The sequence below is a fragment of the Paracoccus sp. BR5-17 genome, assembly GCF_055693925.1.
On the sequence record NZ_JBVFUV010000003.1, the window covers coordinates 1,711,249 to 1,728,051 of the forward strand.

The 16,803-nt window shown below is 68.9% G+C and carries 13 protein-coding genes, 1 other RNA gene and 1 pseudogene; 10 read left to right on the forward strand and 5 right to left on the reverse strand.

The features are described from left to right. The first annotated feature begins 35 nt into the window (after positions 1–35). A complete protein-coding gene (locus tag ACZ1HC_RS09930) occupies positions 36–911 on the forward strand; it encodes a hypothetical protein (RefSeq protein ID WP_472699829.1) in 876 nt (291 codons plus the stop codon). Here the strand turns inward: ACZ1HC_RS09930 and ACZ1HC_RS09935 are convergent. From ACZ1HC_RS09935 to acnA, 4 genes are all read right to left on the reverse strand, one after another. After that, a complete protein-coding gene (locus tag ACZ1HC_RS09935; protein ID WP_472699830.1) occupies positions 908–1,660 on the reverse strand; it encodes a peptidoglycan-binding domain-containing protein in 753 nt (250 codons plus the stop codon). The genes ACZ1HC_RS09930 and ACZ1HC_RS09935 overlap by 4 nt on opposite strands. A gap of 167 nt (positions 1,661–1,827) precedes the next feature. After that, on the reverse strand, positions 1,828–1,995 hold the full coding sequence (rpmG, locus tag ACZ1HC_RS09940) for a 50S ribosomal protein L33 (RefSeq protein WP_089389030.1): 168 nt from the start codon (positions 1,993–1,995) through the stop codon (positions 1,828–1,830). Positions 1,996–2,122: 127 nt separating this feature from the next. Then, positions 2,123–2,497, reverse strand: an RNA gene (rnpB, locus tag ACZ1HC_RS09945) — RNase P RNA component class A. An 88-nt stretch (positions 2,498–2,585) separates the two neighbouring features. Next, on the reverse strand, positions 2,586–5,309 hold the full coding sequence (gene acnA / locus ACZ1HC_RS09950; RefSeq protein ID WP_472699831.1) for an aconitate hydratase AcnA: 2,724 nt from the start codon (positions 5,307–5,309) through the stop codon (positions 2,586–2,588). A 240-nt stretch (positions 5,310–5,549) separates the two neighbouring features. Between acnA and ACZ1HC_RS09955 the strand changes: the two genes are divergently transcribed. Together ACZ1HC_RS09955 and ACZ1HC_RS09960 are read left to right on the forward strand one after the other, a co-directional pair. Continuing rightward, positions 5,550–6,533 (forward strand): DUF1223 domain-containing protein, encoded by a 984-nt coding sequence (locus ACZ1HC_RS09955; RefSeq protein WP_472699832.1) that lies wholly within the window; start codon positions 5,550–5,552, stop codon positions 6,531–6,533. Positions 6,534–6,625: 92 nt separating this feature from the next. After that, complete coding sequence (locus ACZ1HC_RS09960) at positions 6,626–7,234, forward strand: inner membrane-spanning protein YciB (RefSeq protein ID WP_472699833.1); 609 nt, start codon at positions 6,626–6,628, stop codon at positions 7,232–7,234. Position 7,235: 1 nt separating this feature from the next. Here ACZ1HC_RS09960 and ACZ1HC_RS09965 read toward each other — a convergent pair whose 3' ends face one another. Beyond that, positions 7,236–8,132, reverse strand: coding sequence for a hypothetical protein (locus tag ACZ1HC_RS09965; protein WP_472699834.1), 897 nt, complete (start codon positions 8,130–8,132; stop codon positions 7,236–7,238). Positions 8,133–8,676: 544 nt separating this feature from the next. On the opposite strand from ACZ1HC_RS09965, the gene ACZ1HC_RS09970 reads away from it, so the two are divergent. From ACZ1HC_RS09970 to ACZ1HC_RS10000, 7 genes and pseudogenes are all read left to right on the forward strand, one after another. Continuing rightward, positions 8,677–11,337, forward strand: coding sequence for an Rne/Rng family ribonuclease (locus tag ACZ1HC_RS09970; protein ID WP_472699835.1), 2,661 nt, complete (start codon positions 8,677–8,679; stop codon positions 11,335–11,337). 99 nt (positions 11,338–11,436) lie between these two features. Beyond that, the gene (locus ACZ1HC_RS09975; protein ID WP_472699836.1) at positions 11,437–12,180 is read left to right on the forward strand and encodes a cytochrome c biogenesis CcdA family protein; all 744 of its coding nucleotides are present in this window, start codon (positions 11,437–11,439) and stop codon (positions 12,178–12,180) included. Positions 12,181–12,287: 107 nt separating this feature from the next. Continuing rightward, entirely contained in the window at positions 12,288–13,451 is a 1,164-nt protein-coding gene (gene ftsW, locus ACZ1HC_RS09980) for a putative lipid II flippase FtsW (RefSeq protein WP_472699837.1), read from the forward strand. Beyond that, entirely contained in the window at positions 13,451–14,551 is a 1,101-nt protein-coding gene (locus ACZ1HC_RS09985) for a UDP-N-acetylglucosamine--N-acetylmuramyl-(pentapeptide) pyrophosphoryl-undecaprenol N-acetylglucosamine transferase (RefSeq protein WP_472699838.1), read from the forward strand. Before ftsW ends, ACZ1HC_RS09985 begins: the two co-directional genes overlap by 1 nt. Continuing rightward, positions 14,548–15,974, forward strand: a pseudogene (gene murC, locus ACZ1HC_RS09990) (UDP-N-acetylmuramate--L-alanine ligase). The gene ACZ1HC_RS09985 and the pseudogene murC overlap by 4 nt, the downstream one beginning before the upstream one ends. Further along, positions 15,971–16,228 (forward strand): DUF2484 family protein, encoded by a 258-nt coding sequence (locus ACZ1HC_RS09995; protein ID WP_472699839.1) that lies wholly within the window; start codon positions 15,971–15,973, stop codon positions 16,226–16,228. Before murC ends, ACZ1HC_RS09995 begins: the two are co-directional and overlap by 4 nt. A gap of 59 nt (positions 16,229–16,287) precedes the next feature. Beyond that, a complete protein-coding gene (locus tag ACZ1HC_RS10000) occupies positions 16,288–16,776 on the forward strand; it encodes a DUF421 domain-containing protein (protein ID WP_472699840.1) in 489 nt (162 codons plus the stop codon). Positions 16,777–16,803 lie beyond the last annotated feature (27 nt).

The following is a 16,803-nucleotide window of genomic DNA, read 5'->3' on the forward strand; positions in this document are numbered from 1 at the left end:
GCCCGGGTTGAGGCGGCGAAAGGGACGGTTCCGACATGCAGATGGTCTTTCACCTGGGGGTTCACGCCACCGATGGGGACAGGTTGCTCAAGACCCTGCTGAACAACCGCGACCGGCTGATGCAGCACGGCACCGACGTCATCACCCCGAACCGCCATCGCGGCCTGTTCGAAGAGGCGCTGATGTCGCTGAGCGGGGGCCCGGCAACGGCCGAGATGCAGCAGATCATGCTGGACGCCGTGCTGAACGCCGACAGTCCCCGGCGCGCGGTTTTTTCCACGCCCACCTTCATGGGGGCGCCCGGCCGGGTCGTGGGCAAGGCGGGCCTTTACCCGCAGATGGGGGCAAGGGCTGCGGCGCTTGCCAACCTGTTTCCCGACCACGAGGCCGAGTTCTTCCTGGCGATGCGCAACCCCGCCTCGCTTCTGGCCGAGGTGCTGCCGATCTTCACGGGGGGCGATTATCACGTGCTGATGCAGGGGCGCCAGCCGCTGGATCTGCGCTGGCGCGAGGCGATCCAGGGCCTGCTGCGCGCCGTGCCCGGGCGGCGGGTGGTGATCTGGTGCCACGAGGACGTGCCACTGATCTGGCCCGAGGTGGCGCGGCTGGCCGGCGACATTCCCCCCGGGGCGCCGCTGAAGGGTACCATGACCTATCTCGAGGAGATCCTGACCCCGGCCGGGCTGGCCGAACTGAAGGATGCGCTGGCGGGGCAGGACCAACTGACCGTCGCCGGGCGCCGCGCCCTGTCCGCGCGGATCATCCGCGATCACGGCCTGCCGGCTGTCCTGGACCTGGACATCGACCTGCCGGGCTGGACGCAGGATCTGGTGGACCGGGTGACGGCGCAGTACCGCGCCGATGCGGCCGAGATCGCCGTCCTGCCCGGCGTAGAGTTCGTGCTGCCCTAGGGCGCCACCAGCCGGTCGTATTGCGCGGCCGTCAGATAGCCCGTGGCCTCGAGGTCGTTGGCCCGCTGCCAGGCGGCGATGGCGTTGCGCGTGCCGGGGCCGAAGACGCCGTCCACGCCGCCGGTGTCAAAGCCCCGCCGCGTCAGCCCCGCCTGCACCGCCTGGCGCTGCGCGACGCCAAGGCCCAGGTCGGCCTCGCTGCCGGCCGGACCCACCGAGGCCGACAGGGCCGCAGGCGCCGTGGCCGTCGCGCCACCGCCGCCGCCGTTCAGGATCTCGTTGGCCTGCGCCGCGGTCAGCGACCCGGTCTGGGCATAGTTGCGGTCGCGCTGCCACAGGCCGATGGCGCGGCGGGTGCCCGGCCCGAAATTGCCGTCCGCGCCGTTAGTGCTGTAGCCGAGGCTGTTCAGCTGCCGCTGGATCTCTTGCCGCTGCTGGCGGGTCAGGCCCAGAGTATCGGCGGACTGGGCGTCGGCCGCCTGGCTGCGCAGGGTGGGCACGGTGCCGCCCAGGCTCTGGATGCGGTCGCGCGCCTGCGCGGCATAGGCGCCGTTCGGGAACTGGCGCAGATAGGTCTGGTAGGCCTCGGCCGTGTCGGCGCTCTGCGCCTGGGCATAGGCGGCGCGGTCCTGTTCCTGCTGCAGATACTGGCGGGCGATCCCGCCCACGATCTCGCCCACGTCCTGCGCATGGACAGGCGTCAGCCCGACTGCGGCGGCGAAGGCTGCGGTAAGCATCTTTCCGACCATCGTAAGGTCCTTTCGCGTTCAGGCCCCGCAGGGGGCGCTGTTGCTATAGCGCAGAGGACGGCTTCGGGTTCCGGCGGCAGGCCCGGGCGACCGGCAAAGAAGAAGGGCGCCCGAAGGCGCCCCCAAGTCCTGACAGGCCCGGAAGGCCCGCCCTGTCCGGCAGGATCCTACTTGATCTTGCCTTCCTTGTATTCGACGTGCTGGCGAACCACCGGGTCGAACTTGCGAACGGTCATCTTCTCGGTCATGGTGCGGGCGTTCTTCTTGGTCACGTAGAAGTGGCCGGTGCCGGCGGTCGAGTTCAGCCGGATCTTGATGGTGGTCGGCTTCGCCATGTCAGTGCTCCTGCTTCGGGGCAATCGCGCGGCGCAGACCCCGGGGAATTCGTTTGAAGCCCGGCTTTTACCCGCACGCGCGGCGAAGTCAACCCGAATCGCGGGAAAATCGCGGGCAGGCGCCGGTTTGCGCGGAGGGCCTGTAAGCCGGATTCTGTCCACCGCCTTCGCGGCTGGATGACCATTCCTCTGGCCCGGCGGTTGCCCGCCGGATCAAGCTGCCTACCCGGACCTGCTGGGGCAAGGCGGCCCTGCGGGGTTGCCCCCGCGCGCGGTCCCTATTCGGCATTGCTCCCGGTGGGGCTTGCCGTGCGGGGCCTGTTGCCAAGCCCCCGGTGGGCTCTTACCCCACCGTTTCACCCTTGCCTGCACGGATGCAGGCGGTCTGTTCTCTGTGGCGCTTTCCCTGGGGTTGCCCCCGCCGGGCGTTACCCGGCACCGTCGCCTCATGGAGTCCGGACTTTCCTCGACGGCGCACCGCCGCGGTCATCCAGCCCTCCGCGCCAGGCGGATATGGCGGGGAAGGGGCCCGGGGTCAATGAAAAACCCCCGCTGGCTGGCAGCGGGGGTTCTCCTGTCGGGGTGCTGGATCAGCTTCTGGCCAGGTTGCGCAGCACGTAATGCAGCACGCCGCCGTTCTTGAGGTATTCGATCTCGACCTCGGTATCGACGCGGGCCTTCAGCTGGATTTCCTTCACCGTGCCGTCGGCATAGGTGATGGTGCAGGGCACCAGCGACAGCGGCTTGAAGTCGCCGGCAAGGCCTTCGATCGACACCACCTCGTCGCCCTTCAGGCCCAGGGTCTTGCGGTTCTCGCCCGGCAGGAATTCCAGGGGCACGACGCCCATGCCGACCAGGTTGGACCGGTGGATGCGTTCAAAGGACTCCGCGATCACCGCCTTGACGCCCAGCAGGTTGGTGCCCTTGGCCGCCCAGTCGCGGCTGGAGCCCGCGCCGTATTCCACGCCGCCGAAGATTACCAGCGGCGTGCCGGCGGCCTGATAGGCCATCGACGCGTCGAAGATGGTCGTCTGCTGCCCGTCCGGACCCTTGGTAAAGCCGCCCTCGACGCCGTCCAGCATCTCGTTCTTGATGCGGATGTTGGCGAAGGTGCCGCGCATCATGACTTCGTGGTTGCCGCGACGAGAGCCGTAGCTGTTGAAGTCTTTGGGTGCCACCTGCCGTTCGATCAGATAGCGGCCGGCCGGCGTGTCAGGCTTGAAGGATCCCGCCGGGCTGATGTGGTCGGTGGTGATCATGTCGCCCAGGATGGCCAGCACCCGCGCGCCGCCGATATCGCTGATGACGCCCGGCCGAGGCGACATGCCGCGGAAATAGGGCGGGTTCTGGATATAGGTCGAACTGGGCGGCCAGTCATAGGTCTCGCTGTCGGTGACCTTGACCGCCTGCCAGCGGGCGTCGCCCTTGAACACGTCGGCGTATTTGGCCTGGAACGCCTCGCGCGTCACGGTCGCGTGGACCAGTTCGGCGATCTCCTGGTTGCTGGGCCAGATGTCCTTCAGATAGACGTCGCGGCCTTCCGGCGTCTGGCCGATCGGGTCGCGGGTCAGGTCGATGTTCAGGTCGCCCGCGATGGCATAGGCCACCACCAGCGGCGGCGAGGCCAGGAAGTTCGCGCGCACGTCGGGGCTGATGCGGCCCTCGAAGTTGCGGTTGCCCGACAGCACGGCGGTCGCGACCAGATCGTTGTCGTGGATCGCCTTGCTGATCGCCGGATCGCCCAGCGGACCCGAGTTGCCGATGCAGGTCGTGCAGCCATAGCCCACCAGGTTGAAGCCCAGGGCGTCCAGGTCCTCTTGCAGCCCGGCGGCTTCCAGGTATTGCCCGACGACCTGCGAACCGGGCGCCAGCGAGGTCTTGACCCAGGGCTTGCGGTTCAGGCCCAGCTGGCGCGCCTTGCGGGCGACCAGGCCGGCCCCGATCATCACATAGGGGTTCGAGGTGTTGGTGCAGGAGGTGATCGCCGCGATCACCACCGACCCGTCGCGGATGCTGTAGTCGGTGCCTTCGACGGGGACGGTCCGCAGCACGTCGCGGACCATCACCTCGCCATCGTCCTGCGCGCCGCCGCGGTAGTCGGCGACCACCTTGCGGAAGGTCGCGGCCGAATCGGTCAGCGGCAGATAGTCCTGCGGCCGCTTCGGACCCGAGATGGCCGGGACGATGGTGCCCATGTCCAGTTCCAGCGTCGAGGAATAGACCGGCGCATAGTCCGCGCCACGCCAGAAGCCGTTCTCCTTGGCATAGGCTTCCACCAGGGCGATGCGGTCCTCGTCCCGGCCGGTGTTGCGCAGATAGCGCAGGGTTTCGTCGTCAATGGGGAAGAAGCCGCAGGTGGCGCCGTATTCGGGCGCCATGTTGGCGATGGTCGCGCGGTCGGCCAGCGGCAGGTTGTCCAGCCCCTCGCCGTAGAACTCGACGAACTTGCCGACGACGCCGTGCTTGCGCAGCATCTGCACGACCTTCAGCACCAGGTCGGTGGCGGTGGTGCCCTCGACCATGCGCCCGGTCAGCTTGAAGCCGACGACCTCGGGGATCAGCATGGACACGGGCTGGCCCAGCATGGCGGCCTCGGCCTCGATGCCGCCCACGCCCCAGCCCAGGACGGCCAGGCCGTTGACCATGGTGGTGTGGCTGTCGGTGCCCACCAGCGTGTCGGGATAGGCGACCAGATCGCCGTTCTGGTCGGTGTCGGTCCAGACCGTCTGGGCCAGGTATTCCAGGTTCACCTGGTGGCAGATGCCGGTTCCCGGCGGGACGACGCGGAAGTTCTTGAACGCGTTCTGCCCCCATTTCAGGAACTGGTAGCGTTCGATGTTGCGTTCGTATTCAAGATCGACGTTGCGCTGGAAGGCGCGCGGATTGCCGAATTCGTCGATCATCACCGAATGGTCGATCACCAGATCGACGGGGTTCAGCGGGTTGATCTTCTGCGCGTCCCCGCCCAGCCCGATGATGCCGTCGCGCATCGCCGCCAGGTCCACGACGGCGGGAACGCCGGTGAAGTCCTGCATCAGCACGCGCGCCGGGCGATAGTTGATCTCGCGCGGGTTCTTGCCGCCCTGCGCCGCCCATTCGCCAAAGGCCTTGATGTCGTCCACAGACACCGAAAAGCCGCCATCCTCGAAGCGCAGCAGGTTCTCCAGCACCACCTTGAGCGAGGCGGGCAGCCTCGAGAAATCGCCAAGCCCCGCCTCGGTGGCGGCGGCGATCGAATAATAGGCATAGTCCTGGCCGCCGGCCGTCAGCGTGCGGCGCGTCCTGGCAGTGTCGGTTCCGATCTGGATGGGCATTGGGGGCCTCCCTGTCTGCGAGATGGATGGGTCGGGCTTGCGTGGCCTTGATTTGCCCGATGGCGCCGGACTGCGCAAGATGCCACACCATAATTTGTATGCAATCGCATACCATACCGGTCGTTGTTGCTCAAGAGGCACGGAGCAAGGGCCGCGCCCGCCTTAACGAAGCCTTGATTTGGCTCTCGTCGAAGCCGGGGGCTATGCAGGGGAACACGTCAACCGCGCATCGGATCCCGAATGCTGACCGAAACGGCAGCCAGACAGGCAAGAACTTTCCTCCACGCGGCCCTCTGCGGGCTGGCCCTGGTTCTGGGCGGCGGGGCAGCCTCGGCTCAGGCCCCGGAACCGCAGGGGACGGGGGCGGCGGGTCTTGTGGCGGCCGCGCCCGAAGCCGATGCGGCGCCGGTCATCGCCGCGCCCAAGGATCCCGCGCGGATGGCGCCCTCGGCGCTGCCCGATGTCCCGGCCGAGACGGGCGGCTTCAACAGCTTCGCCGCCGGCGATCCGGCTGCCGCGCCGCCGCCTCTCAAGGATTACGGCCTCCAGAACGACGCGACGCCGGTGGTGGTCGAGCTGTTCACATCTCAGGGCTGTTCGTCCTGCCCGCCCGCCGATGCGATGCTGGCGGGCCTGTCCGAGGCCCCCGACATCCTGCCGCTGTCCTTCCACGTCGATTACTGGGACTATCTGGGCTGGACCGACAGCTTCGCGCGGCCCGAATTCACGCTGCGCCAGGAACGCTATGCCCGGGCGGCGGGCGAGCGGTCGGTCTATACGCCGCAGATCATCGTCGATGGCCAGGACACCGCCGTGTCGCTGGGGCCGGTGCAGCTGATGGCGCTGATCGACGCCAGCCGCCTGTCGCCCGCCATGATCAGCGTTCACCGCGACACCACGCCCGGGGGCGAGGTGATCGAGCTGATGCCCCTGTCCGACCTGGGCGGCACGGTCCAGATCCTGCTGGTCCGCTATGCCCCCCGGCGCGAGGTCCGCATGACCGCGGGCGAGAACCGCGGCAAGGTCATCACCTATACCAATGTGGTCCTGGGGCTGGACCGGCTGGCCAAGTGGGACGGCGCGGGCGCGCTGCGGATCACCGTCAATCCCGGCGGCTTTGCCGATGACAGCTTCCCCGCCGATACCCGGCACGCCCTGCTGGTCCAGAAAGAGCGCGACAAGGACATGCCCGGTCCGATCCTGGCGGCGATCCGGCTGGACTGACCGCGCCGGGCTTGCCTGCGGCCCCGCGATGCGGGACAAGGACGCCAACCACGCCAACCACGCCAACCACGCCAACGGACAAGGATGATGCGATGAAGGAGCCCAAGGCCTGGGTGCTGCAAGTGCTGGAATGGGGGCCGCTGCTGCTGTTCTTCGGGGTCTTCATGCTGAACCGCGGCGCCCCGGTGGCGCTGTGGGGGCAGGACTACACGCCGCTGGTCTTCGCCACGCTGGTCTTCATCCCGGCGCTTGCCCTCACGACGCTGGTCCGCTGGCGGCTGACGGGAAAGCTGTCGCCCATGCAGATTGCCACGCTGGTTCTGGTGGTGGTCTTCGGGGGCCTGTCGGTCTGGCTGAACGACCCGCGCTTCTTCAAGATCAAGCCGACGATCATCTATCTGCTGTTCGCGGGCCTGCTGGGCTACAGCTTCCTTTCGGGGCGCAACTGGCTGCAGGCCATCCTGTCCGAGGCCCTGCCGATGGACGCGCAGGGCTGGCGCAAGCTGACCGCGCGCATGGCGCTGCTGTTTCTGGGGCTGGCCGTCGCCAATGAGATCGTCTGGCGCGGCATGTCGGAGACCGCCTGGGTCTATTTCAAGACCTTCGGGATGCCGCTGGTGATCTTCGTGTTCCTGCTGGCCAATGCCGGCCTCTATCGCGCCCACGCGATCGAGGTTCCTACCGACGACGCGACGAAATAGCTCACGCGCTGGCGCTGCCCGACGGCGCCGGCCCCGCCAGCAGACGCGACCATCGCGGCTGCGTCCGATCCGGCAGCCGCGTGCGCAGCAGCGACAGGGGCAGAGCCCAGGGCTGCGCCATCGCCGTGCGATAGAAATCGAACAGCCCTTGGCGCAGGTAGGGCGACCAGTGCGACAGGCGCTGCACCGGCCGGTCCGTGGGAAAGCCCATCGCCTCCAAGGCCGACAGGGTGGCGGGATCGTCGATCTGCACGTCCAGCCAGTTCCCCGCGGGCCGGTCCAGCCCCAAGCCGAGAGCCTGCCTGCGGCCGCGATCCAGCCAAAGCTCCATGGCGAAATCGAACAGGTCGTTCTCGCGCGATGTGATGTTCAGGACCTCGGCGGCGCGTCCGGTCGGGCTGTCCAGGGCCACGGCCGCCGTGTCGCGAAATTCCGCCCCCGCCAGCAGCACGACCCGGCCGATGCTGCCCGGCGCCGCGTGGCGCAGCGCCTGCAGGGCCACCCGCGCGCCCAGCGAATGGCCGATCAGCGCCACGGGCCGCCCCGCCAGATCCGCCAGACCGGAAACCAGCGCCCCGGCGGCCCGTCCCGCCTCGCCCGCGCGGGCATAGGCCTGTCCCAGGCTGCCGCGCGCTTCCCAGCCCAGGGCCAGGGCCAGCCCCTCGTCGGGGTCGTCGCCGCCGAAACCCAGGGCGCGGGGCCAGGACAGCACCCGGCGGTGGGCGGGGACGGGGTTCAGCGCCAGGATCAGCCGGTGCGGATCGCAACGGGGCAGGGTGGGGGAATAGCGATAGCCGTGGATCATCACAATCAGCGGCGCGTGGTCGGGCAGGGCGCGGACGGCCTGTGCCAGTTCCCCCGGCTGCGTGCGATCGGCATCGACCTTGACCACCGGCATGACCGCCTCCTGTTGGTGCCGCTTGGGGATGGAGGAAGGATGCAACAGCGGCATGAAAGAACCGTTAAGGCACCGTCACGACGGCGGCCTGCCTGTTGCATGGGCAGGCCGAAAGCGGCCTATTCCGGCGCAGGCCTTTTTCACCATTGAATTTTCCTGCCCTCAGCCTCTATGTTGCCCTCATGCGCCACGCGACCTTCAATTGCGGGTTGTGGACGCTTCCAGTTTCGCAGCGCGGCACCTCTGGCACCGGATCGACGGACGGCGGCATGTGTCACGCGGAAAGACCGCCCGTGGCGCATGATCGTGCGACCGGGTGAAAACCAGACAGCGGCGCGCCCCGGCCTGACGGCCGACGCGCCAACCGTAAGGAACAGACGCGATGACGCGCGCAAGGGACGGCCAGGATCGGAACGGGGGGCATGCCGCCTTTCCCGCCCCCGGGCCGTCGCCCCGGCCGCGCCCGCGTCCCCATCACATCGCAGCCTGCGCCCGGGGGTGCCGACGGCACCGCCCGGTCCCGGCCTGCGCGAAAGATTTGAACATGGCAAAGAAAATGCTGATCGACGCCACCCACCCCGAGGAAACGCGGGTGGTCGTGGTGGACGGAACCAAGGTCGAAGAGTTTGACTTCGAGACCGTAAACAAGCGCCAGATTTCGGGCAACATCTACCTGGCCAAGATCACCCGGGTCGAACCCTCGCTGCAGGCGGCCTTCGTGGATTACGGCGGAAACCGCCACGGCTTCCTGGCCTTTGCGGAAATCCACCCCGATTACTACCAGATCCCGGCCGCCGACCGCGAGGCGCTGATCGCCGAGGAACGCGCCCATGCCGAGGCCCAGGAGGCCGAGGACGCCGCCCGCGCCGGGCGCCGCCGCCCCCGCGCCGAACGCGCCGAGCCGGGCGACGAGGTGGCCAGCGCAGAGGCCGACGGGGGCGAGGCCGCTGGTCCTGCCTCTGACCCAGGCGGGGATGAGCAGGGCGATGCTGCGGCCGGCGACAGGCTGCCCGATGACGAGGGCGAGGGCGAGGAAGCTGCCTCGGCGTCCACGGCCGCCGACAAGGACGAGGAGATCGAATCGGTCGCCGACGAGGATGTGGCCGAGGAGGTGCGCGCGCCCCGCAAGCCCCGCGCCCGGCGCTACAAGATCCAGGAGGTCATCAAGGTCCGGCAGATCATGCTGGTCCAGGTCGTCAAGGAAGAGCGCGGCAACAAGGGCGCCGCGCTGACCACCTATCTGTCGCTGCCCGGCCGCTATTGCGTGCTGATGCCCAACACCGCCCGCGGCGGCGGCATCAGCCGCAAGATCACCAACGTCGCCGACCGCAAGAAGCTGAAGGACATCGCCTCGGAACTGGACGTGCCCAAGGGCGCGGGCCTCATCATCCGCACGGCCGGCAGCCAGCGCACCCGGACCGAGATCCGGCGCGACTACGAATACCTGCTGCGCCTGTGGGAACAGATCCGCGACCTGACCTTCAAGTCGGTCGCCCCGGCGCCGATCTACGAGGAAGGCGACCTCATCAAGCGGACCATCCGCGACCTGTACAATTCCGAGATCGACGAGGTCCTGGTCGAGGGCGAGCGCGGCTACCGCGTCGCCAAGGACTTCATGAAGATGATCATGCCGACCCACGTCAAGGCGGTCCAGCAATACACCGACCAGATGCCGCTGTTCGCGCGCTATCAGGTGGAAAGCTATCTGGCGGGCATGTTCAACCCCGTGGTCCAGCTGAAGTCCGGGGGCTATATCGTCATCGGCATCACCGAGGCGCTGGTGGCCATCGACGTGAACTCGGGCCGCTCGACCCGCGAGGGCTCGATCGAGGAGACGGCGCTCAAGACCAACCTCGAGGCCGCCGACGAGGTGGCGCGCCAGTTGCGGCTGCGCGACCTGGCCGGGCTGATCGTCATCGACTTCATCGACATGGAGGAACGGCGCAACAACGCCGCGGTCGAGAAGCGCCTGAAGGACAAGCTGAAATCGGATCGCGCGCGGATCCAGATGGGCCGCATCTCGGGCTTCGGCCTGATGGAGATGTCGCGCCAGCGGCTGCGCCCGGGGATGCTGGAATCGACCACGCAGCCCTGCGCCCACTGCCACGGCACCGGCCTGATCCGGTCCGACGACAGCCTGGCGCTGACCATCCTGCGCGCCATCGAGGAAGAGGGCACGCGCAAGCGGTCGCGCGAGGTGCTGGTCAAGGCGCCGGTCGCGGTCATCAACTATCTCATCAACCAGAAGCGCGAACATATCGCCCGCATCGAGGCGCGCTATGGCCTGTCCGTCCGTCTCGAGGCCGATCCATCGCTGATCTCGCCCGATTTCGCGATCGAGAAGTTCAAGACCGCCACCCGTCCCGTGGCCGAAACCTCGGGGGCGGTCCTGTCGGTCGATGCCGATCTGATGGCGCAGATCGACGACGAGGACGAGGATCTGCCCGAGGACGGTGAGGCCGAGGCCGAAATCGAGACCGAGGATACGGCCGAGACAGAGGCCGGGGCGGCATCCGCGGAGGATGAGGGCGAAGGCCGCCGCCGCCGCCGCCGCCGCCGCCGCCGCAAGCCGGGCGACCGCCCCGAGGGGGAGGCCGCCGAGGCGGGCGACGAGGGCGAGGACGCATCTGCGGACGCCGAAGCGGTGTCTGCCGAGGCATCGCCGGACACCGAGGACGAGGCCGAGGGCGAGGAGGCCGACACCGGCCAGAACGGCCGCCGCCGCCGCTCGCGCTCGCGCGGCCGCCGGCGCGGTGGCGATCTGCCCCCGGCCGAGGGTCTGCCCGAAGTCGTGGATCTGCGCGACCGCCCCGACGAGCCGGTCGAGCCGCTGCCCGGCCTGAACGCCCGCCGCAAGACGGTCGAGGAAGGCGAGATCGTCCCGCTGTCCGAGATCGCCTCCGAACCGAAACCCGCCCAGCCGCAGCCCGTGGAGTCGCCGGCAGCCGAACCGCAGCCCGAAGCCCTCCAGCCGGCCGAGCCAGTGGCTGAGGAAACAGCGTCGCCCGAACCCGAGGCGCCAGAGGCGGCCGAAGCCGGGCCGGCGGACCAGCCCGAACCCGAAGCCCGTCCCGAACCAGCGCCAGCCCCGCTGGCCGCTGCCGCCGAACAGCAGCCCGGACAGCCCACCGGACGCGAGCCTGCGATGGCGGATGCGGATGCGGGCCGGCCCAAGCGGCGCGGCTGGTGGTCCAGCAAAAGCTGATCCGATGGCATCAGGGGGCGCGGGACACCGCGCCCCTTGCACAAAGGCGTGACGCGATGACCGGTGGCCCCTGCCGCCGCAGACGCTAGACTGCGCGCCATGCTGGGAATCGAACTCGCCACCGCCGCCTTCCTGCCCGCCGCCCTCGTGGCGCTGCTGGCCGGCATCCTGTCGTTCCTGTCGCCCTGCGTTCTGCCGATCGTGCCGCCCTATCTGGCCTACATGACCGGGGTGGGGGTGAACGGCCTGAAGGCCCAGGACCGCAGCGCCGTGCTGCCCGCGCTGTTCTTCGTGCTGGGCCTGTCCACGGTGTTTCTGGTCATGGGCTTCGCCGCCTCGGCCCTGGGGCGGGCCTTCCTGCAGTACCAGGGCTATCTGGCCAAGACCGCGGGCGTCATGGTGATCGTGATGGGACTGCACTTCCTGCACGTGATCCGCATCCCGATCCTGGACCACGAGGCGCGGGTAAACGCGGGCAGGCAGGACGGCGGAGCCTTCGGCGCGTACGTCCTGGGCCTTGCCTTCGCCTTCGGCTGGACCCCCTGCATCGGACCGCAACTGGGCATGATCCTGTCGCTGGCCGCGACCGCGGGCGAACTGTCGCGCGGCACCGCGCTGCTGGCCGTCTATGCCCTGGGCCTCGGCATCCCCTTCCTGCTGGCGGCGATCTTCATCAACCGCGCCATCGGCGTGATGAACCGGATCAAGCCCTGGCTGGGCGTGATCGAGCGGACAATGGGCGTCTTGCTGCTGGTCGTCGGCGTGATGCTGCTGACCGGCGCCTTCTCGGCCTTTTCCTACTGGTTGCTGGAAACCTTTCCCGGCCTTGCCACGCTGGGTTGAAAGGCCCCTGCATTCGCCAGTAGCGCCCGGCGGATTTTCGCGCTATGCTGACCGGCAGACCCGGATCAACCGGGCATATTCTCTGAGGCAGTGACGGCGGTTTTCCCATGACCGAGATGGTCTTCGGCACCACGCCCCTTCGGGCGGGCGACCCTATTCTTCCGCGCTGGTGGCGCACCCTGGACAAGTGGTCGCTGGCCTGCGTCCTGGGCCTGTTCGCCATCGGCATCCTTCTGGGGCTGGCGGCATCTGTGCCCTTGGCGGAAAAGAACGACCTGCCGCGCTTCTACTATGTCCAGCGGCAGGCGGTCTTTGGCGGCATGGCGCTGGTCATCATGCTGGTGATTTCCATGATGTCGCCGCGCCAGATCCGGCGCATCGGCGTCATGGGCTTTGCCGCCGCATTCCTGCTGATCCTGCTGCTGCCCTTCATCGGCGAGGACCACGGCAAGGGCGCGACCCGCTGGCTGTCGGTGGCCGGGATCTCGATGCAGCCGTCCGAGTTCCTCAAGCCCGGCTTCGTGGCGATCTGCGCCTGGTTCATGGCGGCCGCGCAGATGGTGGGCGGCCCGCCGGGCCGGTTCTATTCCTTCGTCACCGCCATGACCGTGGTGGTGCTGCTGGCCCTTCAGCCCGATTTCGGACAGGCCTCGCTGGTGCTGTTTTCCTGGCTGGTGATGTATTTCGTCGCCGGCGCGCCGATGGTGCTGCTGCTGGGCGTCGCCGGGCTGGCGATCGGCGGGGGCATCTTCGCCTACAACGCCTCGGAACACTTCGCCCGCCGCATCAACGGCTTCCTGTCGCCCGAGATCGACCCCCGCACCCAGATCGGCTATGCCACCAAGGCCATCCAGGACGGCGGCTTCTTCGGCGTCGGCGTGGGCGAGGGCAGCGTGAAATGGTCGCTGCCCGACGCGCATACCGACTTCATCATCGCCGTCGCCGCCGAGGAATACGGCACCGTCATGGTGCTGCTCGTGATCGCGCTCTACTGCACCATCGTGGTGCGGTCGCTGCTGCGGCTGCTGCGCGAACGCGATCCCTTCGCGCGCATCGCCGGCGCCGGCCTTGCCTGCGCCTTCGGCGTGCAGGCGCTGATCAACATGGGCGTGGCGGTGCGCCTGCTGCCCGCCAAGGGGATGACGCTGCCCTTCGTCAGCTACGGCGGATCCTCGGTCATCGCATCCGGCATCGCGGCGGGGATGCTGCTGGCCCTGACCCGCACCCGGCCCCAGGGCGAACTGGCCGAGATCCTGCGGCGGGGGCGATGATGCCCCGCGATCCGCAGGGGCGCCGTCTTGCCCTTCTTGCTGCGGGCGGGACCGGCGGCCACATGTTTCCCGCCCAGGCCCTGGCCGAACTGATGCTGGCCGAGGGCTGGCGCGTCCGGCTGTCCACCGACGACCGGGGCGCGCGCTATGCAGGCGGCTTCCCCGACGGGGTGGAACGCAGCATCGTGCGATCCGCCACGACGGCGCGCGGCGGCGTGCTGGGCAAGCTGACCGCGCCGCTGAAGATCGCCGCCGGCGTCGCCTCGGCACGCGGCACGTTGCGCCGCGACCGGCCGGCGGTGGTGATCGGCTTTGGCGGCTATCCGACCATCCCGGCGCTGTCGGCGGCGCTGGCGCTGGGCCTGCCACGCATGATCCACGAACAGAACGGCATCATGGGGCGCGTGAACAGCATCTTCGCCCCGCGCGTGCATCGCGTCGCCTGCGGCACCTGGCCCACCGCCCTGCCGGCGGGCGTCGATGCCCGCCACACCGGCAACCCCGTGCGCCAGGCGGTGCTGGACCGCGCGGCGGCCGCTTATGTCCCGCCCGGCGATGGGCCGCTGCACCTTCTGGTGATGGGCGGCAGCCAGGGGGCGCGGGTGCTGTCGGACGTGGTTCCCGCCGCCATCGCCGCGCTGCCCGACGACATGCGCGCGCGTCTGCGCGTCAGCCATCAGGCCCGGGACGAGGACGCCGCCCGCGTCACCGCCGCCTATGCCGATGCCGGCGTCCAGGCCGAGGTGCAGCCGTTCTTCGCCGACGTTCCCGAACGCCTGGCACGGGCGCAGCTGGTCGTCAGCCGGTCGGGTGCATCGTCGCTGGCCGACATCACGGTGATCGGGCGCCCCTCGATCCTGATCCCCTACGCCGCGGCGGCGGGCGATCACCAGACCGCCAATGCCCAGGCCCTGGCCGAGGCCGGGGGCGCGCTGATCCATCCCGAATCGGTGCTTGACGTGCCCGGCCTCACGCGCGACATCCGCGCGATCCTGAATGACCCCCAGCGCGCCAGCCAGATGGCCGCCGCCGCGCTGTCCCTGGCCCGTCCCGATGCGGCGCGGCGCCTGTATGATCTTGTCACGGAGATTGCCCGATGAACGCCGCCACCAAACTGCCCCATGAACTGGGGCCGATCCACTTCATCGGCATCGGCGGCATCGGCATGTCGGGCATCGCCGAGGTGCTGCTGACGCTGGGCTATGACGTCCAGGGCAGCGACGCGAAGAAGTCCAGGATCACCGACCGCCTGGAGACCCTGGGCGCCCGCGTCTTCGAAGGCCAGCGGCCCGAGAACATCGGGGCGGCGGGCGTCGTGGTGATCTCGACCGCCATCAAGAAGGGCAACCCCGAGCTTGAGGAGGCGCGCCGCCGCGGCCTTCCCGTGGTCCGCCGGGCCGAGATGCTGGCCGAGTTGATGCGGATGAAATCCAACATCGCCATCGCCGGCACCCACGGCAAGACGACCACCACGACGATGGTGGCGACGCTGCTGGACGCGGGCGGCCTGGATCCGACGGTCATCAACGGGGGGTGATCCACGCCTATGGATCCAACGCGCGGGCCGGGGCGGGCGAATGGATGGTGGTCGAGGCCGACGAATCGGACGGCAGCTTCAACCGCCTGCCCGCCGACATTGCTATCGTCACCAACATCGACCCCGAACACATGGAACACTGGGGCAGCTTCGACGCGCTGCGGCAGGGGTTTCTGAACTTCGCGTCAGGGATTCCCTTCTACGGGCTGGCGGTCTGCTGCACCGACCACCCCGAGGTGCAGGCCCTGGTGGGCCGGCTGACCGACCGGCGCGTGGTGACCTTCGGCTTCAATGCCCAAGCCGACGTGCGGGCGATGAACCTGCGCTATGAAGACGGCATCGCGCATTTCGACATCGCGCTGCAGGGCGAAGGGCCCACCGAGACCGGCGATGTCGAGATGATCGAGGGCTGCACCCTGCCCATGCCCGGCGATCACAACGTCTCGAACTGCCTGGCCGCGGTGGCCGTGGCCCGCCACCTGGGCATCAAGAAGGCCGAGATCCGCGAGGCGCTGGCGAAATTCGGCGGTGTCGGCCGCCGCTTCACCCGCGTGGGCGAGGTCAACGGCGTCACCATCATCGACGACTACGGCCATCATCCGGTGGAAATCGCGGCGGTGCTGAAGGCCGCGCGGCAGGCCAGCAGGGGCCGCGTGATCGCCGTCCACCAGCCGCATCGCTTCAGCCGCCTGTCGAACCTGTTCGAGGATTTCTGCACCTGCTTCAACGAGGCCGACGTGGTGGCCATCGCCGAAGTCTATGCGGCAGGCGAGGATCCGATCCCCGGCGCCACCCGCGATGACCTGGTGGCGGGCCTGATCGCCCACGGCCACCGCCACGCCCGGGCCATCCTGGACGAGAACGACCTGGAACGGCTGGTCCGCGAACAGGCCCGGCCCGGCGACATGGTGGTGTGTCTCGGCGCGGGCACCATCTCGGCCTGGGCGAACGGCTTGCCCCAGCGTCTGCAGGGGCGTGCGGCGTGACACAGGTCGGCTGGGTCACGCTGGCGGTGGTGCTGGGCTGGGTGGTCCTGGCGGCCATGCAGCGCCGCCTGCAGCCGCGTCACCGCAACCGCGCCTTCTGGGCGCTGGTCCTGATCGGCATTCCGGTCCTGGGCTGGCTGACCCTGAACGGCGGCCCGATGGCGGGCGTCGCCAGCCTGGCCATCGGCATCGCCGTACTGCTGCGCGCCCCGGGCCGCAGGCCAGGCAGGCGGACCGCGCCACCGGCCGAGTGACGGGGGAACTCGGCAAACAGGTTGCCGGTTAGCCTTTGGCGATCAACCGGGGGGCCGTTTTGGATCAGCCGATCTTCTTTGATACCTGGACCAGTTTTGGCCGCGTGATCCTGGTCGGAACCCTGGCCTATGTCGGACTGGTGGTGATGCTGCGCGTATCGGGCAAGCGCACGCTCAGCAAGATGAACGCGTTCGATCTGGTCGTGACGGTTGCTCTCGGCTCAACCTTGGCGACCGTCCTGCTGAACCGGTCGGTCCCGCTGGCCGAGGGGCTGGCAGCATTCGCCCTGCTGGTCGGCCTGCAATTCGTCATCACTTGGCTGTCGGTGCGCTCTCATCAGGTCCAGGATCTGGTCAAGGCCGAGCCGACCGTGCTGGTCAGCAATGGCAGACCGATGCCCGATGCCCTGAAGCGCCAGCGAGTCACGATGGAGGAGATTCGCGCCGCCTTGCGCCAGTCCGGGCGCGCCGAACTCGCCGACGACGTCACGGTGGTTCTGGAGACGGACGGCTCTCTCAGCGTCCTGACGACAGGCGGCCCCGGTTGACCCGGGACTGTCCTCTGGCTACCAGAC